This window comes from Tenacibaculum sp. XPcli2-G (assembly GCF_024124505.1).
GTDB classification, from domain to species: domain Bacteria; phylum Bacteroidota; class Bacteroidia; order Flavobacteriales; family Flavobacteriaceae; genus Polaribacter; species Polaribacter mesophilus.
The window spans coordinates 472,406-492,568 of the sequence record NZ_JAMXSH010000002.1 but is presented as its reverse complement, the minus strand read 5'-3'; the positions used below and the strand labels follow the sequence as shown (position 1 = coordinate 492,568).

Here is a 20,163-nt window from a genome sequence, read left to right as displayed (position 1 = left end):
CATGAGAATTAGACGACTTTCAGATTGGTTACCGACTACGAAAAAGGAGGTGAAGTTAAGAGGATGGGATGAATTAGACGTAATCCTATTCAGTGGAGATGCATATGTAGATCATCCATCATTTGGTCCTGCAGTAATTGGACGTATTTTAGAGAGTTATGGCTTGCGTGTGGCAATTGTTCCGCAACCAAGTGTACACGATAATTTACAAGATTTTGAAAAGCTAGGAACTCCAAGATTATTTTTTGCAGTTACCGGTGGTTGTATGGATCCCATGGTTAGTAATTACACGGCTAGTAAGCGCCGTCGTGATAAAGATGCTTACACTCCTAATGGAGATAAAGGATTTAGACCTGATTATGCGACTTCAGTATATTCTAAAATTTTAAAAGAAAAGTTCCCAGATGTTCCTGTATTAATTGGAGGAATTGAGGCTTCGTTACGTCGTGTTACGCATTACGATTATTGGTCTGATAAATTATTACCAACGATTTTAGAAACTTCTAAAGCCGATATGTTGGTCTACGGAATGGGAGAGCAGCCACTAAGAGAAATTGTTGAGTTGTTGCAAAAGGGTGTGCCGTTTTCGAGCTTAAAAACGATTAAGCAGACAGCAGTTTTATTAGAAGAAGGTGAGAAAACTCCGAAAAATAAGAACTGGGACGATGTAGAAATTAATTCGCATGAAACTTGTTTGAAGGATAAGAAAGCCTATGCTTCTAACTTTAAAGTGATAGAGCAGGAGTCAAACAAATTATATGCACGTCGTATTTTTCAAAAGGTTGGGAATAAAAAGTTGATGATTAATCCGCCGTTTCCAACAATGACAGAGGAAGAAATTGATGCTTCGTTTGATTTGCCTTTTACACGATTACCGCATCCAAAGTATAACAAACGCGGACCTATTCCTGCGTTTGAAATGATTAAGTTTTCCATAAATATTCACCGTGGATGTTTTGGAGGGTGTAGTTTTTGTACTATTTCAGCACACCAAGGAAAGTTTATTGCGAGTAGAAGTCAGGAATCTGTTTTAAAAGAAGTAGATCAAGTTGCTCAAATGGATGATTTTAAAGGGTACTTATCTGATATTGGAGGACCGTCGGCAAATATGTATAAAATGAAAGGTAAAGTACAATCGATTTGCGACAAATGTGTTGCTCCGTCGTGTATTTCGCCAGTAATTTGTAGTAATTTAGATACCTCGCATAAGCCGTTAACAAAATTGTACCAAGCTGTTGATGCACATCCGAAGGTTAAAAAATCATTTATTGGAAGTGGTATTAGACACGATATGTTAGTGCCTGAGTTCAATAAAAATGCAGATCCTAAAGAGTTAGATGCATATACAGAAGAAGTGATGACAAAACACGTTTCTGGGCGATTAAAAGTAGCACCAGAACACACTTCTGATCCTGTACTAAAGTTAATGCGTAAACCGTCGTTTAAGTATTTTCATTTATTTAAAGATAGGTTTGATCGTATTAATATTAAAAAGAAATTAAAACTTCAATTAATACCATATTTTATTTCGAGTCACCCAGCTTGTGAGGCAGAAGACATGGCAAACTTAGCTGCGGAGACTAAAGATATGGGCTTTCAGCTAGAACAGGTACAAGGATTTACGCCAACACCTATGACTGTGGCTACGGTAATTTATTACAGTGGATATCATCCGTATACTTTAAAAGAGGTAAAAACTCCGAAAACTAAAAAGGAGAAGGAAGATCAGCACAAGTTTTTCTTTTGGTATAAAAAGGAAAATAAGCAATGGATTAAAGATACGTTAAACAAAGTTGGACGTACAGATTTATTGAAAAAGTTACTTCCAGAAGACACTTCTTGGCGAAAAAATAAAGCAGGAAAAGCTAAAAATACCTTTGATGATACTGTAACGTATAAACCATCAAAGCCTTCTAGAAGAAAGAATAAAGGTTTTAAAAAGAAGAGACGATAAAAATAAAAATCCGCTGTTAGGCGGATTTTTTATTTATGCTTCGTTTTCTAAACGGTTTCGTTTCATTTCAAAAGCTTCGGTAGCTTGTTTTATAATATTTAAGGTGTCAGAAGCTCTTACCATTACTTTTTCGAGTTCTTTGTCTAAGTCTTTTGACTGGATATCGAATAGTTGAACTTCAACCACACCAATTTTTTCAATTAAACTTTTTTGCGTGTTTTTAATGTCTTCCATTTTAACTAAAACAGAGTTCATTGTATCGAGTCTTTTCTGTTCTTGATCTGTCATAAGTTTCTTTTTTAGTTGCAATTAAGATATGAAAAAATCAAGAGTTAAGCAAATTAAGTAGTTTGTAAGGTGTTGGTATTTAGTGTTTTTAGTAGGTTTTTAAATAACAAAAAAGCAGGAGTAAAATTCCTGCTTTTTTGTTATTCTGAAAATTCTAATACGTTGTTTTTAGTACGGAGTCTTATTTCACTTAGTTTTTCATCAACCAACAATTTTCCGTCTTTAAAAACTTCTCGTAACTCGCCTTCTTGTTCTTCTTTCCAACTTACTTGATCGTGTAATGTATATTCTCCATCTTCTAGTGTTATTTTTAATAGCCCTTTAGCAGATTTTTTAGTTCCGTCATCAGTAATTGGATCTTTAAAGATTTCTCTTCCTTCTCCATCTACTTCTCCGTAAGTGGCTTTCATGGCAAATCCAAAGGTATCTCTGGTGTTGTATTGATAGGTAAAAGAACCAATTCCTAAGACTACGTTGGTAGATGCAAACCCTTTTTGTTTTAAACGTTCACAAATTTGTGTGGCTCTTTCAAGGGTAATGCTATCGCCATAAATAGTTCCAATATGACTATCTAGTTCTTTATATCCTTTTGTATTGGTTGTTCCTCCAAAAACTTCCCAAAGCAGCTGTATAACCCCTTTTTGTTCTTCTACTGTTTTACCATTTGGATTTCCGCAAATAATATCCACAGGATCACCACTGTCTGGTCTTATGACTACTTTTCCATCTCTGGCTAAGACTTCTTCTTTTAGATTAGGTAAGTATTCGGTAAGTACTTTCCATAAATCCCACGTATCAGAAACAATAGAAACGATACCGTTTGGATATACCTCAGTAATTAATCTTTTAAAAGTATCTTCTTCACCACTATTGGTTCCCATACACATTACAGAGTGTTCAGTTGCTGCAACAGAACCACCAATCAATTCATTATCAGAATTTGCATTGTAATATTTTTCTAAAAAGTCTACAGCAGGAATTGTATCTGTACCAGTAAAACTTAATAAGTGACCAGCAGCACTCATTTCAGCAGCTTCTAAACCAGCCATTCCTCTCATAGAAAAGTCGTGTCCTTGCCAATCTACCATTTCAGGAACAGATGAGGTTTCTTGTGCGTATTTGTCTAATATTTTTCTGTATTGTTTTGCAATAGTTGCAGAATTACATGGTAACCAAACCGTGGTAGATAATAAGGTTTCAAAGTAATTGGTTAACCAAAAGAATTCTGGCAATGTATTATACATGGTAAACATGGGTACTCTAATAGGAACCTCGACACCTTCAGGTAATGCTTTAAAAGTCATAGGAATGTACCCTAAATCGTGTAATGCAGCAATATGTTCTATACCTACTGAATTTTCACCTAAATAATTATTGATTCTTCTACTGTATTGTTTGCAAATTTCTTCTTTTGGTTTGTTAAAGAAGTTGGTTTGAAATTCTTCAATAATATATTTTTTAATGAAGTATTGTAGTCCGAAAAAGACTACCTTTTCAACTCCTTGAATTCTACTTTTTCTTGGTGTCCAGTTTGAATATACTAAGGTAGTATTGTTAGGGTATTGTCTTCTGTGGTCTACTTTGTAACCGTCTGTATATAATAATGGATTCATAGTATGTTATTTTGTTTGTGTCAAATTTACGCAAATTAATTTTACTTCACAATAGAATCTTATTTTTTTTATAAATAATTATAGTAATTTTTCGAAGTCTATAAGAATTAAGTCTTCTCCCTCTATGCGTTTATTGTTTCTCGTAAGCACCTCTATTTTAAGATACCACATAATTTCAAAATCGTTATTTTTAATAGAGATAGGGAGGGATTCTTCGGGGAATTTAGATTTAAAAGATGAAATATTTATAGGGGTTACTTTTGTTTTTTCTCCTTTATAAAAAGTTTTAATACTGGTTGATCTACTACTACCGTTATCATAGGTAACTCTTTCTTTTCCTATTAACTGACAGTTTATATGTTGTATTGTATTTGTTCTTTTTTTTAACCTGAAGTTAGTTTTGTAGTAGTGTTCATCTAACGCTTCTAGTTTGTAGTTAATTGCTCCAATAGCCAGTGAAGGTTGTATTTTATAAAAATAAACTATTCCGCACAGTATGGCATATATGCTTAAAAAGACATAAAAAACCTCTAATCTACCTAGTTGTGAATAAATTATAGCACTTATAATTCCTGTTATTATAAGACCAAAAAATAAAATTGTTTGCGCTTTTTTTATACCGGGTTTGATGCTACCTGAAGTTTTTTTAAATTTATAAGTGGAGTTTCCTTTTATTAGTAAGATGGGAATTTCATGATAAAAATCAGGACGAATGAGCCCTTTTAAATAACCTCCTATTTTAAAGTCAGATAATTTTTCTTTTCGTAACTGTTTTTCACTTTCTTTTTTTATGTCGACTTTAGCTGTTAGCAAAACCGTTTGTGTCATATTTTCCCCGATAAAAGAAACGTTATAAACAGGTTTAAAGGTAAATGTAGAAGCTATGGTTTGGCCTTTAGAAATTTTTTCACAATCGTTTATGGAATAATAGTCCAAGGTAATTTCATCAGTTTCCCCCTTGCCTTGGTGTTTTATAGATAATTTAATTTGAATGTTTTCAATATCTAAGTGAATAGGACTATGGTTTTTAATAAAAACTTCACCAGAAATTGTCTCATTTGCTTGAAACTCGTTTTTGTCAATTGTAACCTTAATATCTACAAATTGTTGATAACTCATATAGTTCGTTATTGGGGTTTAAGAAAAAATCATACAAGGATAGTTGAATTTCTCGTAAATTATTACCGTGATCTTCTAATAATTTTTGAAGATGTGCATCTTTAATTTTTATAGATTCTTTTTGAGAATCTAAACAGGCGAGTTCAATTCTTTTATGTACAATTTTTCTAAAAAGGTTTATGTTTAATTCTAGTTTGCTAAAATTTATTTTTTTATATAATTTTCTTTTCGGGAAATACGGAATTTTATGAGAGTAGTGTGCACCAATAATTAGCTTGTCTTGATTTGTAAGTAGTTCCAGTTTGTTTTTTGTGGACAAGAGTTGAAAGGAGTCTATAATGAGAATTCCAGGGATTGTATTTATATATGAATGTTCTTTCTTCTTTAGTTTGAAGAAAGTTGAGTTAGCTAAGTGTTTTGAGTGTAATGATTGTAAAAGAGTTGATTTTCCCCTTCCTTTTTTACCATAAAACTCAATAAAACAAGAACTGGTTGACATTATTTTTAAAGCCAAATCGTTAAGGTTGATTCGTTCTTCTGTAACCTTTAGTAATTCTTGTTCATTTAGAAATGAAAAAGGATTATATTTTAAGTTGAGCTTTTGATAATGATTTTGTTCTAGCATGTTACTTCTAAGGATATTTCGTAAAATTATTGAATGTTTACTTTTTGGATAAGTTAAAAGATCTTTTTAATTTCTCCCTTTTTCATTTGGATACAAATTTTTTACTTGGTCACTTTGCCAAAACTCTTTGTTGTCGATATCCATGATTGTTAAACACCCTGTAAATGCAGCTCCAGTATCAATGTTCCATAAGTTTAAGGCGTTTATAGGTATTGATGAACTATAGCGTATAGTTGGGGTGTGACCAATGTATATTTCTGAGTAGTGTGTAAACCTTTCAGGATATAGTTCAGATTTTTCAGATAAGTTTTTATCAGTAGCCAACGCTGTTTCCCATAAGGTTCTATCAAAATGATAATTTAATTTGAATGTCTCTTTTTCAACTCCGTGCATAGAGGTAAATCCAGCATGAATAAACAAACGATTTTTACTATCGATATGGTAAGGTTTCATTTGTTGAAAAAATGCTAGATGTTCATTTTTTTGTTCTTCTGAATAAGATTCGTAACTCTTTTTGGTTTCTTCTCCACCATGTGCTAACCAAATGGTTTCACCTTCACCAGTTCTCAACCAATCTTCACACCACAAATCATGATTTCCTTTAATGAAAATACATTCATGCTTTTTGTTTAACTCTATTAAAAAATCAATGACTTGTGCAGATTCACTCCAGCCATCTACATAATCACCAAGAAAAATTAAGGTATCTTCTATAGTGATTTTGGCTTTTTTAAAAACTTGGGGTAAGGCTTTTAAGCCTCCATGAATATCACCAATGACTAATGTTCTCATATCTATTATAAATCTTCAAAATTAATGAACTCAGTAGGAACAAGATTAGTTAGCCAAACTCCATTTTCAGATAAAAAGAACTCATATCCTTTTTTATGCATAACACCTGATTGAACAGTTAAAATTATAGGTTTACCTCTTCTACTGCCTACTTTTTTAGCAGTTTCTACATCGGAACTCAAATGAACATGTTGCCTACTCATTTTTTGTAATCCGTTTTCTTTTATGGAAGGAATAAATTTAGCTACTGTTCCGTGATATAAAAATGGAGGGGGAGTTTTTGTTTCAGTTACTATTGTTACATTTTTTAAAGAGTGTCCTTGATTTGCTCTTATTTTTGTTTGATTTTCATTTAATGAAAATCGTTGTTTGTCGTTGTTTTTTACGATAAACTCCAATTCATCTTTTGTAAAAGTAACTCCGTTGTTACTTGATTTGTTCAAAAGTTCTTCTACTGAAGTCCATCCGTTGATGTCTAATTTTAGCCCAATTTTTTCAGGCTGATGCCTTAATATCAGGCTTAAAAACTTACTTATTCTTTTTGTGTTCTTCTCATTCATTTTTTTCAATTTTATTCAAAAACGTAAGCAATGTTTGTTACGTTTTTATTGGTTAATTTTCATGACGATATTTTTTTGCGAATTGTTGACTTAATTGAAGAATATCATCTTTTCTTACTAATGAATCTATCCATTTTTGAGGTATATTATCAATTCCATAATACATACCAGCAATAGCTCCAACTACAGTAGCTGTAGTATCAGTATCATCCCCTAAATTTACAGCTTTTAAAACTGCCTCACTATAATTAGTAGTGTTGAGCAAACACCAAAGTGAAGCTTCCAAAGTATCTATAACATAGCCACTGGAATTGATATCTTTTTCTTTTAAGCTAGATATATTTTGCTTTAAAATTCTAGAAAAATGATTTTGCTCGTAAGAAGAAATATTTCTTTCTGTTAAAAAGAGATTAACTTCATTTTGCATTTTTTTATAAGAATCTATAATTGAAAATCCATTTAAAATATATTCAGCTAATTTTAAATAAATTAAACAAGCTATTGCCGACCTTATGTGTGGATGTGTTAGTGATGAAACATGCCAAATAATATTAAATTGGTCCTTTATTTTTTTACCCTTTATGTAAAAGAGTAAAGGAATAATTCTCATTAATGAACCGTTACCATTGGTATATTCACCATCAGAATATTTTAAAGTTTCTAGTTCTTTATAGTCTTCTTTATTTATGATTTTTGAAAGTTGTTCAATCGCTTTTCTTGTTTGGATTCCAATATCAAAAACATTACCGTGTGGAGTCCATATCTCAGCATTCATCCATTGGATAAATTTATATGAAATATCCACTAAATCGTACCCTTGACATAAACTTTCAGCTAAACAAAATGTAAGAGAACTGTCATCAGACCAAGTTCCTTTTGGTTGATGATGTGTTCCAAACTCTCTCATGTCTATTACAGGATTTTGTTTTAACTCTTGCCTGTTTTTAAACTCCACAGGTACCCCTAGAGCATCAGCTACAGCCAATCCAATAAATGTTGACTTTATAATGTTATTTTTCATAGTAGTTTTTTATGATTTTTATAGCAATTTTCCCAATTCAATCTGTATGCAATTATCGTTTTCTATAGTTTTAAAACTATCTGTTGTAAAAATTTTGGTGAAGTGTTTTTCAAGTTCATCAAAACCTTTACTAAATATTCCGTGACTTATCGCTAAGTATAAGTTTCCTGCATTCTTAGCTTTTAGTTCTTTAGCTAGCCCTAGAAAAGTACCTCCACCATCACAAATATCATCTACTATCAAACAATCTTTTCCTTGTAAGTCATCAGTATATACTTTAAAACCTGTCAACTGACCTGTTTTTACGTTTCTGCTTTTTGAGCATTCAACTACTTCATAGTTTTGAAGGTAAGCAGCAACTTTGTATATCTTTTTTAAAGCACCGCCATCAGGAGAGATTAATGTCAAATCTTCTGAAAGCTGTTGTGTAACTAGCTCTATAAATTTGTGATTATCGATAACCTTACAGTTATTCAATAGGGCAGGAGTTACCTCAGAATGTGGATCGAAAACAGTTACTGACTTAAAGTTTTGCGCATTTATAATATCTGCATATACTTTTACCGATAAAGGTTCACCTGATACCATTAATCTGTCTTGACGAGCGGCTGGAAAATAGGGAAGGACAACGTTTAACTTTGTAATCCCCATGTTTTTTAATGCATTAGTAGCCAATAAAAGCGTACCTATATCATTAAAAGACTGAATACGATGTGTAATGGTAACTTCTGACACATTTTCAAGTTCAGAAATGATTTTAATATGTGGTTCCCCTCCTGAAAAAGTAAAGAAATTATAGTCTACATTGTTTTCTGTTCCGTAAGGAGTAAAGCTTTTATCTAAGTTTAAAATCATATTGCGTAATTTTTACACAAATATAATGCGGTTTTTTAAAATAAAAAATGTTTTAGTGTTTTTTTTACGCAAACTTAATTTCGAAGTGGAATCCTTTCTTTTCTAGTTCTTTATACTTCTTAGCATTAAACTTAAAAAGTTTTGCAGGTCTACCACTAGAAGGCTGGTGTATTTTGTCGGTTTCGGTAAGTATTCCAAAGCTCATAATTTTTTTTCTGAAATTACGTCTATCAATTTTTTGATTAAGGATTGTTTGATATAAATTTTCTAAATCAGAAAAAGGAAATTCTTTTTTTAGTAATTCAAAACCAATAGGTTGGTAGTTTATTTTGTTTTGAAGTCTTTGTAAAGCTGTGGTTAAAATACGATTGTGATCAAATGCTAGTTTGGGGAGTTCATGAATAGGAAACCATTGTACTTCAGCGGCATCAGTATCAGCACTAATTTTAAAATGATTGGGACTTACCAAACCAAAATAGGTAACAGAAATAACTCTGTTTCTTGGGTCTCTTTTGGGAGTTCCGAATGTATATAGTTGTTCAAGATAATCGATAGTAACTCCTGTTTCTTCTAATAATTCTCTTTCAACTGCATGTTCTAGTGATTCGTTTTCTAAAACCAATCCACCAGGCAATGCCCAAGCTCCTTTAAAAGGTTCGATGCCTCTTTTTATTAATAAGACAGAAAGTTCTTTTTGTTGGTAGCCAAAAACAACAGCATCTACAGCAACTTTTATATTTTGTGATATCTTCATTTAGTGTTGAATTTACACAAAGTTACGAAAGTTTTAAAAATTATAGATTTATATTTTAAACAAGGTACTTTTTAATTGTTTTTTTAATGTAGCTTGTGCAATTTGAATAATAAAATCTACTTACAAACTTTACAATCTTCTTTGTCTTGAATTTCACCTACTAATTTTCCTTCTTCGTTAAGTGAAAATCCACAGCAATCCATAAAACCTTGAGCAATTAATTTACGAGCACGTTGAATTTGAGATTTAGTGGTTGGTAAATTTTGTTTTAAAATGTCAGCAACTTCTTGCTGTTTTAAGCCTTTTATATCTGATAAAAATAGTGGATCTCTATACTTTTTAGGCAAGCTTTGTAAGATTCCACGTAAGCAATCTTTCTCGGTATGCTCGTGTTCTTTTATGTCTGTTTGAACTTCAAAATTTTTAAATTCAATTGTTTGATTAGTATTCTTGAAGTAATCCATCATCGTATTCCGAGCAATCGTAAAAATCCAAGGTTTTAGTTTGGTGATATCGTTTAATGTATGAAGTTTAGTGTGAACTTTTATAAATGTTTCTTGTAAGAGGTCATCAGTCACAGTAGTGTCTTTCACCTTACTTAAAATAAAGTGTTTTATATCATCTGCGTATTTTTTCCAAACTTGTTGCGTTGTCATTCTATAAATTTACGAAAAATGCCACGGTGAATAAATAAACATTTGTTTTTCATTTTATTCAGCGTGACAAAACATTTAAAAATTGATTTAATTAACAGTTACAGTTGTTGCATGTGCAGTTTTCACATGTACAATTTGAGCAGTCATTTGTTTTACATCCTTCGCAAGTGCAGGTACATTGATTATTATTTTTCATGATATTATATGTTTTGTGTGTTCATATAATAGACTAGGAAAAGGGTAAAAAGATGCATTTATTTTTAAAAATATTTTTGAAGTTCTTTTCTAACAGGAATAGGTTTAATTGCAGATATGTTAGAGCCACCTGTGTTTCCTGTAGGTACCCAAATTAAAGTAAATAAAATAGAGGCTATAATTCTAAAAAGTTGGCCAATAATTTCTTTACTGCTGTTTGTTTTTATTCCGTAAACTAGCATGTAATAATGAGATATAGAGTGTCTATAAACATGTTTTTGTCCTAATACATGAGCGTTTTCTAAATGATAAAAAGACACCTGAAAGCTTTTGCTTTTAAGTGCCTTTTTAGCTAAAGTTAACTGCTTGTAAAACTCCTGTTTTCGTTGTAGTTGTGTCATGATTTATTGATTTTGTAAATCAGACTACAACGAATAGAAAAAGATGCATTTTTAATTTACTTTTTCACCATTAATATAGGTTGCTAAAACTTTTGTATTCGGAATTTCTTTTCCGTCGATTTTCACGATGTCTTTGTCTAAAATGATAAAATCAGCTACTTTACCAACTTCTATACTTCCTTTTTCTTTTTCTTCAAAGTTTGCATAAGCATTCCAAATGGTCATTCCTTTTAAAGCATTTTCTCTAGATAAAGAGTTTTCCATTTGATAACCTTTTTCGGGATATCCTTTTAAATCTTTTCTGATGGTTGCTGCGTAAAATGTATATAATGGACTAACATGTTCAATAGGAAAGTCCGTTCCTAAGGCAACTTTTCCGTATTCTTTTAATAAATCATTATAAGCATAAGCGCCTTTAATTCTTTCAGCACCTACACGATTTTCAGCCCAATACATATCAGAAGTGGCATGTGTTGGTTGTATAGATGGAAGTACATTTTTGAATAGATTAAAATCCTTTACATCTACTATTTGAGCGTGCTCAATACGCCAACGTCTGTCAGTTTTGTTTTTTAATACTTCGTTATAGGTTTTTAACATCACATAATTGGCAGAGTCACCAATTGCATGGGTATTCATTTGATAGTTGGAGGCAGCAATTCTCTTAGCTAATTTTTGTAAGTTCTCATAAGAGTTTACCAAAGCACCATAATGTCCTTTTTTATCAGAATACTCGTCTTTAAGAGCAGCTCCTCGAGAACCTAGAGCTCCGTCAGAATAAACTTTTACTGAACGAATGTTTAATCTATCCGTTTTAATGATGCCATTGTTGAGGTAGTAATCAAGGTTTTTTTGATTGTTAGAAATCATAGCGTATATACGCATTTTTAAATCCCCCGATTTTTGTAAACTATCAATTAACTCAATAACTTCTTTATCTAAACCAGCATCGTCAACGGTAGTTAATCCTAAATCGAAACAGATTTTTTCAGCATCTTTTAAAGCTTGAATCTGTTCTTTTTTAGACGGTTTTGGATTGTTAATAAAGTTCATTGCATTGTCAATAAGCACCCCTGTTAGCTTACCGTCTTTTTTTATAAATTCTCCTCCGTCAATTTTTGAGTCAAGAGTTATTCCAGCTAAATCAATAGCAGCTTGATTGACTAACATTGCATGACCATCAATTCTACGAATAGCAACAGGTGTGTTTGGAAATATTCTATCCAATTTTTCTTTGGTAGGAAACTCTTTTACTTCCCAATCATTTTGATCCCAACCACGACCTGTGATGTAGGTTGTATTCTTTTCTTTTTGGAAATCAATTAATCGTTGTAGTACTTCATCATAACTCTCAGTTCCAACTAAGTCTACTTTCTGTTGTTGTAAACCTAATCCGTAAAAATGACAATGTGCATCGATAAACCCGGGGTAAACAGGTTTGTTTTTAGCATCGATAAGATTAGTTGCTGTGTATTTTTTTTGTATTTCTTTATTGTTTCCTATGGCTATAAATTTTCCATCTTTAATAGCAAAACTTTCAGCGGTGTCAAAATTAGAGTTTACCGTGTATGTATAGGAATTAATAACAATAGTATCTACTTTTTCTTTTTGTTTGCAAGAAAGTAGGAAACTAAAAAAGAGCAGAGGGAGTAGTGTTTTTTTCATTAGTGTGTGTAAATTAAATAGGCAATATATAATAACAAAAACTGAAGAGACACTCTTATAATGGCTATTTTCCTAGATCCAATTGCAGGTTTTTCTCTAAAAACATCCCAAATGTGAATAGGTAAGAAAATTAACATTAATAAAAACATTGCTAAGGCTGCTTGTTTGGTAGTTTGATTAATTAGTAATCCAATACCAATAAGCAGTTCTAATAAACCAGCTATGTAGTTTACAACTAATTTGGGAAGGAAATTAGGAATAAAGCGATTGAAAATCTTAGGTTTCACAATGCGCATAATACCTGCAAAGGCGAAAAATATTCCGAAAATAATTCTTAATGCTAATATTAATATATTCATTAACTGAGTTTATTACTGGATTAATATATAAGATGAAGAGTTTTCTTTTTTATTCTGTTCAGCCTTCTTAGATAAATAGTTGTTAAAAATATTATATAAGGTAATTATAATAAAGGTGATAATTAAATTAAAAATGACTTTTTTTAAAGTAAATTTCTTTTTTCCATAACCTTCTTTGTGTTTTCTTTTAGTTTCAAAGTATTCTTTATTTAATCTAGTGCTCATCTTATACTTTTTAAGGTTTTAAAGCTTCTTCGTTATATAAATATTTATCCATTAAATATACAATACTAGCCATAGAAGCACTTCCTAACTCAAGTTCACGTTTATTTACTTTATCAAATGTATCAGTAGCTGCATGATGATAATCAAAATAGCGTTGTGAATCTGGTCGGTAGCCTACTAAGGTAACATGGTCGTCTTTTAAAGGTCCGATGTCAGCACCGCCACCTCCAGCAGTAATATCGTGTAAACCGTAAGGAGCTAATAATTTTTTCCAGCTTTGAACTAGTTGCAAGTTTCTTTCATTAGCATCGATAGAGAAACCTCTTGGAGTATGCCCACCGGCATCAGATTCTAAAGCTCCAATATGTAATTCGTTATTTTCTTTTGCTAAACGAGCATATTCAGTAGCGCCACGTAAACCATTTTCCTCATTCATAAAAAATACAATACGGATTGTGTTTTTAGGTTTAATATTGTTCTTTTTAAACAAATAAGCAACTTCTAACGATTGTACAATTCCGGTTCCGTCATCGTGTGCGCCTTCCCCTAAATCCCAAGAATCTAAATGTCCGCCAACAACCATAATTTTATCAGGATATTCACTTCCTTTAATTTCTCCTACAACATTATGAGAAAGAGCATCAGGAAGATTTTTGCAACTTTGTTTAAAGTAGAATTGTAAGTTAGGGTTTTCTTTTAAATGCTTGCTTAAGTTTTTAGCAGCACGAGAACTAATTGCAGCAGCAGGGATATATTGCTCTTTTGGAATATCACCATATCCCATAGAACCTGTATGTGGATAATCGTCAATTCCGTTGGTCATAGAACGAACAATGACTGCTTTTGCTCCAAATTTTCCAACTATAGAAGCTCCTCCATAGCGTTGACTTACGCAACCTCCATAAGCTTGAAAGGTATTGATGAGTGTATTATCAAAAGCACCGTTAAAGAAAACAATTTTACCATTGGCTTTATCACCTAAGTTTTTAGCTTCTTCAATGTTTTTAACTTCAATAACTTCTGCAGTAATTCCATTAGTTGGAGTAGCAATTGAGCCACCTAAAGCACAAATAGGAACATTTATTTTTTCTCCGTTAAATTCATAATTAGCAATTTCTTTTTCTCCACGAACCCAATGAGGCACCATAATGGGTTGTAGCCAAACAGAATCTAAACCAACTTCTTTCATGAGTTTTTCTCCCCAAATAACTGATTTAGCTGCACCTTCTGAACCAGATAAACGGCTTCCAATATTTTGTGTTAAATCACGTAGCCATTCATATGATTTACCTTGGGTAAGTGCAGTGTTGAATAGTTTTTTTACTTGTGTTGAATCTTGTTTGTAGTTTGCTTCTGTGTAGGTGTTTGAAGCTGTTGTAGGTTGTTTTTGTTCTGTTTTACAAGCAAAAAAAGTAATACTTGTAAGTAATAAAAAAGTTAGTTTTTTCATTTAGGGTATTAGTTTTAACACCCTAAATGTAAGTTATATATTTTAATTTTTAGAACAGTGTATCAAACTTCCAGGTTAAGCCGCCCATTGCTTGAAATCCTTGTACATTAAAGTTGTTGAATCGTTGATAGCTGTTGTTTAAAACATTGTTTAAGTTTAAGAAAACAGAGAACGAATCATCAAAATGATACCCACCATTAAAGTTTACATCAAAATAACTTTTTAAGTCTACTGAAGTAAAGGTTTCAGCAGGTAAAGTGTCATAAATTCTTCCTTTACGATTTCCTACGAAGTATAAGTTAGCACCAGCAAACCATTTATTGGTTTTGTAGGTTCCAAAAACTTCTCCTTTTATTTTAGGCGTGTTCCAAGCTTCTTCTTCATTGGTTAAGGTAAATTTATTGAACTGAGCATTAGCTCCAATAGTAAGATTTTTAATGCCATCAAAGGCAACTTCACCAAAGAAGGTCATTAACTTAATATCATCATAAATTACTTTAAAAGAGTTCCCATATTCATATCCATAGAATGTAAATCCATTAGTTCCAGCAATGTTATCACCCTCCGATTTTGATTGATTCAGTACAAAAAATGGATTATTTTCTATGTCAGCATAACTTACTTTTGCATTATAACTGAATTGATGATTTAGTTTACCTCTAATTCCTCCGAAAGCATCAAACTTTTTATTAGTTTGTCTCATGTCAAGAGTAGGAGACAAATATGGGTTATCATCTGTAAAAGATTGATACATATTTATGGTTAAATCACCGGAAGCACCAACAAATACATTTGCTAGTTCTTTAACGATAGGATAAGAAATCTCCACATCAGGGTAGATAAAAAAGTTATTTTCGCTATTCTCTGTATCCATTGAAAAGTAACTTTTTGCTCCTAATTGAATTGCTAAATCTTGTACATTGAATTTGTAAGTAGGATGTACTCCAAGTGTAATGAAGTTATAATCTATCGGAGTAATTGCATCGTATGCGTAAGCATAAGAACCTCCTAAGTAATTAATAGTGGTATTTATATACAAATCGTTTAATTGGCGATGAAAATTATCTAAAGGAAAACGAAATTGTGCATTACCATCAACTAAAAATTCAGCACTTTCAAAAGAGTCAGAGAAAAAAGCGATTGACCCATTAGCTTCATCTAAAAAAGAGTCATCTGGTTTTATTTGACCAAATATTTTTATGTGATTGTAACTTTGTGCTTCTTCAATAGCACTTAAAGTAGTTTCTGTAAACGTAATATTTGTAGGTAAACCGTACCAGTTGTATTTGTCTTTTTCAGCACTGATACCTGCTGACCATTGAAAATAACGTTCTTGTTGGGTGTAGTTTATGTTTAGGTCAATATTATAAAAAGTACTGCTTAATTCTGTGTTAGCTACAGGGTCGGATGATAATAAAAACTTTAAATGCGCTCCTAATTCGCTATTATAACTTTCGCTACGTCTTACATATGCTTCTAAAAAAGGTGAAAGGACGTTTCCAAATCCAACCGATACATAGTTAGGATATAACTTTTCTCTTTTACCCAAGTCAACTTTTTTCATTGTTCCGCTTTTGGGGATAAAGGTAGAGGCAACAGGGACCGAAAATATTTGATATTCTAAAGCTTTTTTCTGAGTTTCTTTTGTGTGTTCAATCACAGGTTTTTGCTTTATTTTAAAAGCATCAGTAATTTTAGGAACATATGAAGTTACTACATTTACAACTTCGGTTTTTATAATAGTGTCTTTAGCTTTATTAGTGACGTTTTTTTCTTGTGCATTTGCATATGCTACTACAAATAAAACAAGTAAACTTAAGTGCTTTTTCATCGATCTAGTCATTTAACTTTCGTTTGTTATTAACAAATTTTAGTTTTGGGTAGTTACTGATTCGTTTGTTTTTGCTTCTTTATTTTTAATGGTACGAAGCTCGTTTTTTGCTTCTTCAATTACATCTTTATACTGTGTAAAGTTTTTGATGATGTTCTCCAGGATGTATGTTGCTTGATATGCATCTTTCAAAGCATAATAGTTTTTAGCCATTATTATATAACTTTTAACTCCCCAGTACTTATATGATGAGTAGTTGGCAATTAAATCTTGTACAGCTTTGGTAGATGCTTCATATTCTTTATTCTCATGCAAAAAGAAAGCATTGTAGTATAAACATTCGGCTTTCAGTTCACCAGTAGCTTTTTTACTAGCTTCGTTAAAATATTCTTCAGCAGTTAAAAAGTCATTGTTTTTGAAAGAAGAGCGTGCTAAAATTATTTTAGCATCCTCAGCAATATTAGTATCTACCTTTCCTTTGAGTAACACTTTTTCAGCATAAGTAATAGCATTGGTGTAATCATCTTTTTTATAGTACCCTTTCATTAAATTACTTTGAGCAAAAATGATGTTTTGTGGGTAGTTAGCTTCCTTTTCTAGTTGTTGGAGTACTACAATACCGTTGCTCCAATCTTCTTTTTGTAAATAAATATTAGCTAACTTCGTTAAAGATTCTTCTGTAAACTCGCTTTTTGTTTGTTTGTTTACATAGGTGTAGTGAGGGATAGCTTTATCAAATAACTTTGTATTGTTATACGCTTGAGCTAAGTAAAAATGTGCTTTTAAGACATTAATCCCGTTAGGAAATTGTTGTAAGTATTTATTGAATCCTTCAATAGCCTTAGTGTTATCGTTCTCTAGGAATTTATTTTCAGCAGATTGATAGGTTGCGTTATCTAATTCTGCATTGGTAACATTAGCAAAAGGTATGTTTTTAACCCAAGCAGCATATTCATCTACTTTACCGATATCGATATATACATTTTTAACGTTGGTTACTGCTTGTTTTGCTTCGTTAGAATTTGGATGTTTAGCAACTACTTCTTTATATTTTTCGATAGCTTTTCTATTATTGTTGTTGCTATAATATAATAATCCTTGGCGTAATATTGCATTTGGAACGTAGTTGCTTTTTGGATGATTTTTTAATAAGCGTTCGTAAGTTTTTTGTGCTTTTGAAACGTTATTCATGGTTGTGTAAGTAGTTGCTAATTGAAATAAAGCATCGTCTTTTAATTGAGAACCATCGTAATCACTAATTAAAGTTTCTAGATCTTGGACTTTAGCATCATTTTTTCCTAAAAAGCCATTACTCATAGCTGTTTGATATTGTGCATAATCAGATCCTACACCACCTTCTTGAATTACCTTATTATATGCCTTAATAGCGTTTGTGTAGCTTTTTGAAGCATAAAAAGAATCTCCTAGGCGATTGGAAGCATCATCATTTAAATCGTTATCATCAAGATTCTGTTCTAAAAATTGCTGAAAGTATTTTGCAGCATTTGGATAACTTTTTAATTTGAAGTTTGTGTACCCAATTTGGTAATTAAGCATCTTAGCCTCGTTAATATCCTTATCAGTAACAGATAAGAAGTGTTTAAGAGCGCTTTGATAATTTCCTAAAGAATATTCGGTTTCAGCCAACCAGTAAGCAGCTTTGTTACTCACAGTAGCGTTCTCTGACTGAGTTGCATTTACAAAGTATGGTTTGGCTTCTGTTATTTTAGTTTCGTTATATAATTGAATTCCCCTGTATAAAGAAACTTCATTAATAATACTTTTACTTTCTGGAGTCTCTGAAGTATTTAAAAAGTCCAAAGCACCTTGATAATCTTGTTGATGCAAGTATGAAGTCACTAACAAATTGCTAATTTCAGCAGCGTATGGAGATGTTGGGTATTTAGCTAAAAAGCCTTTTAAAACATCAGGAACACTTTCGTACGGATTTCCTTCTTCGTAACTTAACTTCGCATAATTTAAAGAAGAACTTTGAGTAATTTGAGCATCAAAATCCATTTCACTTGCATTTTTAAATGCGTTTAAAGCTTCCGTTTTTTTATCTAATTCTAAATAACACTCTCCTAAATGATAGTAAGCATTTTGCGCTACTTTGTTATTTCCACCAATAATTTTATTAAAATTACTAACAGCAGTTTCATAATCTTTTTGTTGATAATAAGCATAGCCTAAATAATAGTAATCGGTATTTGTCCAACGACCATTTTTTCCTTTGTAGGCTTTTAAAAACGGAATAGCTTTTTCGTATTTTTTAAGGTTAAAATAACTTTCACCAACAATTTTAGAAATTTCAGAAATCTCTTTTTGATCTTTCGTAGTTTTTAGTAATTGTTCTCCAATTTGAATTGATTTATCGAACCTTCCAGCTTTAAAACTAATATCTAATATATAGTAATTTGCTTTTGCTTGGTAAGTAGCATCATTAGCTAGTTGACTTAAATTGTCTTCTGCTTCTCCAAAGTTTTCTTCTTTATAGGCTATGTATCCGTAATAGTAACGAGCGTCGTTACCATAAATAGGATTTCCTAACAGAGTTTGAAAACGAGATTTAGCATCTTTTAAATAGTTAGAAACTAATAATGCATAGCCCATTTTATAATTGAGTTCATTTTTTTCTTCTGGACTCAATAGTTTTTCATTTACTTTTTGATACCATTTTAGGGCGTGAGCAGCTTTTCTGTTGGCGAAATAATAATTACCAACATTTAAAAATGCTTTTTCTTTTTTATTGTTGTAAGGGTAGTTTTCAACAAACTGATTAACTCTATAATCAGCATCATCTTGTTGTAATTTTATTGCACACATAGCATCATAATAGTCAGCATCAGCTTTTAAGTTATGATGTTTTTCAGAATTTAGTGAAACTTCACGAAAAACTTCTTGAGAAGCAGCGTATGCTTTATTATTATACAAGCGCATTGCTTTATGAAAATTGGCATTTACATCAGTATTTATAGCTGATTCTTGCGCTATTACCGCTGTTGTAATGGTTAAAAAAAGAAATAAGTAGCAGCTTTTTTTGAAACAGTTAAATCTCATATTTTTTAGTTATCTAGAAACTATAACGTTAGTTTTTTATTTTTGTTGGGAGACTTTTTATCAAAAGTAAGAAATGTTAGAGAATTACGTTATAAAATTTTAGATTTGTAAAAAACTACACTCCATGGAAAATCCTGTTTTACACCTAGAAAACGCAGATATTTATCAACAAGACAATTTAGTGTTATCAAAAGTAAACTTTACCTTAAATAAAGGTGATTTTTATTATTTAATTGGTAAAACTGGAAGTGGAAAAAGTAGTTTGTTAAAAACCTTGTATGGTGATTTACGTTTGCAACGTGGTTTAGGAAGCATCGTTGATTTTGATTTAAAGAAAATGAAAGAAAAAGATATTCCTTTTTTAAGAAGAAAATTAGGTATCGTTTTTCAGGATTTTAAACTATTAAATGATAGAAACGTATTTGAAAATTTAGAGTTTGTATTAAAGGCAACTGGGTGGAAAGATAAAACTGAAATGAAAGATAAAATTCATGAAGTTTTAGATAAGGTAGGAATGAAGGAAAAGTACTATAAAAAAACTTTTGAATTGTCTGGAGGAGAGCAACAACGCGTAGCAATTGCAAGAGCATTATTAAATAATCCTGAATTAATTTTAGCAGACGAACCTACGGGGAACTTAGATCCAAAAACTTCACTAGAGGTGATGGAGTTATTGAATGAAATTCACCAAAGTGGAAAAACGATTCTTATGGCTACGCACGATTATCAATTGATTGTAA

The 20,163-nt window shown here is 31.6% G+C and carries 18 protein-coding genes and 1 pseudogene; 2 read left to right on the top strand and 17 right to left on the bottom strand.

All coding sequences use genetic code 11. The annotated features are described in order from the left end of the window. The first annotated feature begins 1 nt into the window (after position 1). Positions 2–1,954 (top strand): YgiQ family radical SAM protein, encoded by a 1,953-nt coding sequence (locus tag NH341_RS06890; RefSeq protein WP_159613506.1) that lies wholly within the window; start codon positions 2–4, stop codon positions 1,952–1,954. A gap of 33 nt (positions 1,955–1,987) precedes the next feature. On the opposite strand, the gene NH341_RS06885 is transcribed toward NH341_RS06890, so the two are convergent. The 17 genes from NH341_RS06885 to NH341_RS06805 form a co-directional block, all read right to left on the bottom strand. Then, positions 1,988–2,242, bottom strand: coding sequence for a hypothetical protein (locus NH341_RS06885; RefSeq protein WP_047788492.1), 255 nt, complete (start codon positions 2,240–2,242; stop codon positions 1,988–1,990). Positions 2,243–2,382: 140 nt separating this feature from the next. Continuing rightward, a complete protein-coding gene (locus NH341_RS06880; RefSeq protein WP_253056166.1) occupies positions 2,383–3,855 on the bottom strand; it encodes a nicotinate phosphoribosyltransferase in 1,473 nt (490 codons plus the stop codon). Between the two features lie 78 nt (positions 3,856–3,933). Continuing rightward, complete coding sequence (locus NH341_RS06875; RefSeq protein WP_253056164.1) at positions 3,934–4,974, bottom strand: hypothetical protein; 1,041 nt, start codon at positions 4,972–4,974, stop codon at positions 3,934–3,936. Next, on the bottom strand, positions 4,946–5,599 hold the full coding sequence (locus NH341_RS06870; protein WP_167713237.1) for a hypothetical protein: 654 nt from the start codon (positions 5,597–5,599) through the stop codon (positions 4,946–4,948). The genes NH341_RS06875 and NH341_RS06870 overlap by 29 nt, the downstream gene beginning before the upstream one ends. A 66-nt stretch (positions 5,600–5,665) precedes the next feature. Next, positions 5,666–6,391 carry a metallophosphoesterase gene (locus NH341_RS06865; RefSeq protein WP_253056162.1) on the bottom strand — a complete coding sequence of 242 codons (726 nt, stop codon included), beginning with the start codon at positions 6,389–6,391 and terminating at the stop codon, positions 5,666–5,668. A 5-nt stretch (positions 6,392–6,396) separates the two neighbouring features. Further along, on the bottom strand, positions 6,397–6,951 hold the full coding sequence (locus NH341_RS06860; RefSeq protein WP_253056160.1) for an RNA 2'-phosphotransferase: 555 nt from the start codon (positions 6,949–6,951) through the stop codon (positions 6,397–6,399). Between the two features lie 52 nt (positions 6,952–7,003). After that, positions 7,004–7,972, bottom strand: coding sequence for an ADP-ribosylglycohydrolase family protein (locus NH341_RS06855; protein WP_253056158.1), 969 nt, complete (start codon positions 7,970–7,972; stop codon positions 7,004–7,006). 18 nt (positions 7,973–7,990) lie between these two features. Next, positions 7,991–8,827 (bottom strand): ribose-phosphate diphosphokinase, encoded by an 837-nt coding sequence (gene prs, locus NH341_RS06850; RefSeq protein ID WP_253056156.1) that lies wholly within the window; start codon positions 8,825–8,827, stop codon positions 7,991–7,993. Positions 8,828–8,891: 64 nt separating this feature from the next. After that, on the bottom strand, positions 8,892–9,581 hold the full coding sequence (locus NH341_RS06845) for an NUDIX domain-containing protein (RefSeq protein ID WP_073181655.1): 690 nt from the start codon (positions 9,579–9,581) through the stop codon (positions 8,892–8,894). Positions 9,582–9,697: 116 nt separating this feature from the next. Next, on the bottom strand, positions 9,698–10,237 hold the full coding sequence (locus NH341_RS06840; protein ID WP_173359890.1) for a sigma-70 family RNA polymerase sigma factor: 540 nt from the start codon (positions 10,235–10,237) through the stop codon (positions 9,698–9,700). 260 nt (positions 10,238–10,497) lie between these two features. Beyond that, a complete protein-coding gene (locus NH341_RS06835; RefSeq protein ID WP_047788484.1) occupies positions 10,498–10,833 on the bottom strand; it encodes a DUF3703 domain-containing protein in 336 nt (111 codons plus the stop codon). A gap of 51 nt (positions 10,834–10,884) precedes the next feature. Then, positions 10,885–12,498: an amidohydrolase gene (locus tag NH341_RS06830; protein WP_253056154.1), complete on the bottom strand. Its 1,614-nt coding sequence runs from the start codon at positions 12,496–12,498 to the stop codon at positions 10,885–10,887. Further along, positions 12,498–12,857, bottom strand: a complete 360-nt coding sequence (locus NH341_RS06825; protein WP_253056152.1) for a MauE/DoxX family redox-associated membrane protein — start codon at positions 12,855–12,857, stop codon at positions 12,498–12,500. The genes NH341_RS06830 and NH341_RS06825 overlap by 1 nt, the downstream gene beginning before the upstream one ends. A 12-nt stretch (positions 12,858–12,869) precedes the next feature. After that, positions 12,870–13,082, bottom strand: a complete 213-nt coding sequence (locus tag NH341_RS06820; protein ID WP_047788481.1) for a hypothetical protein — start codon at positions 13,080–13,082, stop codon at positions 12,870–12,872. A 10-nt stretch (positions 13,083–13,092) separates the two neighbouring features. Further along, positions 13,093–14,532, bottom strand: a complete 1,440-nt coding sequence (locus NH341_RS06815) for a M20/M25/M40 family metallo-hydrolase (RefSeq protein ID WP_253056150.1) — start codon at positions 14,530–14,532, stop codon at positions 13,093–13,095. A gap of 49 nt (positions 14,533–14,581) precedes the next feature. Next, the gene (locus NH341_RS06810; protein ID WP_253056148.1) at positions 14,582–16,375 is read right to left on the bottom strand and encodes a hypothetical protein; all 1,794 of its coding nucleotides are present in this window, start codon (positions 16,373–16,375) and stop codon (positions 14,582–14,584) included. Between the two features lie 27 nt (positions 16,376–16,402). Continuing rightward, complete coding sequence (locus NH341_RS06805) at positions 16,403–19,423, bottom strand: tetratricopeptide repeat protein (protein WP_253056147.1); 3,021 nt, start codon at positions 19,421–19,423, stop codon at positions 16,403–16,405. Positions 19,424–19,547: 124 nt separating this feature from the next. Here NH341_RS06805 and NH341_RS06800 point away from each other — a divergent pair. Continuing rightward, positions 19,548–20,070, top strand: a pseudogene (locus NH341_RS06800) (cell division ATP-binding protein FtsE); the annotation flags it as partial. Positions 20,071–20,163 lie beyond the last annotated feature (93 nt).

Bases quoted from the DNA above. Each gene is read 5' to 3' on its own strand.
- NH341_RS06890 (WP_159613506.1), top strand. From the start codon at position 2: ATGAGAATTAGACGACTTTCAGATTGGTTACCGACTACGAAAAAGGAG.
- NH341_RS06885 (WP_047788492.1), bottom strand. From the start codon at position 2,242: ATGACAGATCAAGAACAGAAAAGACTCGATACAATGAACTCTGTTTTA.
- NH341_RS06880 (WP_253056166.1), bottom strand. From the start codon at position 3,855: ATGAATCCATTATTATATACAGACGGTTACAAAGTAGACCACAGAAGA.
- NH341_RS06875 (WP_253056164.1), bottom strand. From the start codon at position 4,974: ATGAGTTATCAACAATTTGTAGATATTAAGGTTACAATTGACAAAAAC.
- NH341_RS06870 (WP_167713237.1), bottom strand. From the start codon at position 5,599: ATGCTAGAACAAAATCATTATCAAAAGCTCAACTTAAAATATAATCCT.
- NH341_RS06865 (WP_253056162.1), bottom strand. From the start codon at position 6,391: ATGAGAACATTAGTCATTGGTGATATTCATGGAGGCTTAAAAGCCTTA.
- NH341_RS06860 (WP_253056160.1), bottom strand. From the start codon at position 6,951: ATGAATGAGAAGAACACAAAAAGAATAAGTAAGTTTTTAAGCCTGATA.
- NH341_RS06855 (WP_253056158.1), bottom strand. From the start codon at position 7,972: ATGAAAAATAACATTATAAAGTCAACATTTATTGGATTGGCTGTAGCT.
- prs (WP_253056156.1), bottom strand. From the start codon at position 8,827: ATGATTTTAAACTTAGATAAAAGCTTTACTCCTTACGGAACAGAAAAC.
- NH341_RS06845 (WP_073181655.1), bottom strand. From the start codon at position 9,581: ATGAAGATATCACAAAATATAAAAGTTGCTGTAGATGCTGTTGTTTTT.
- NH341_RS06840 (WP_173359890.1), bottom strand. From the start codon at position 10,237: ATGACAACGCAACAAGTTTGGAAAAAATACGCAGATGATATAAAACAC.
- NH341_RS06835 (WP_047788484.1), bottom strand. From the start codon at position 10,833: ATGACACAACTACAACGAAAACAGGAGTTTTACAAGCAGTTAACTTTA.
- NH341_RS06830 (WP_253056154.1), bottom strand. From the start codon at position 12,498: ATGAAAAAAACACTACTCCCTCTGCTCTTTTTTAGTTTCCTACTTTCT.
- NH341_RS06825 (WP_253056152.1), bottom strand. From the start codon at position 12,857: ATGAATATATTAATATTAGCATTAAGAATTATTTTCGGAATATTTTTC.
- NH341_RS06820 (WP_047788481.1), bottom strand. From the start codon at position 13,082: ATGAGCACTAGATTAAATAAAGAATACTTTGAAACTAAAAGAAAACAC.
- NH341_RS06815 (WP_253056150.1), bottom strand. From the start codon at position 14,532: ATGAAAAAACTAACTTTTTTATTACTTACAAGTATTACTTTTTTTGCT.
- NH341_RS06810 (WP_253056148.1), bottom strand. From the start codon at position 16,375: ATGACTAGATCGATGAAAAAGCACTTAAGTTTACTTGTTTTATTTGTA.
- NH341_RS06805 (WP_253056147.1), bottom strand. From the start codon at position 19,423: ATGAGATTTAACTGTTTCAAAAAAAGCTGCTACTTATTTCTTTTTTTA.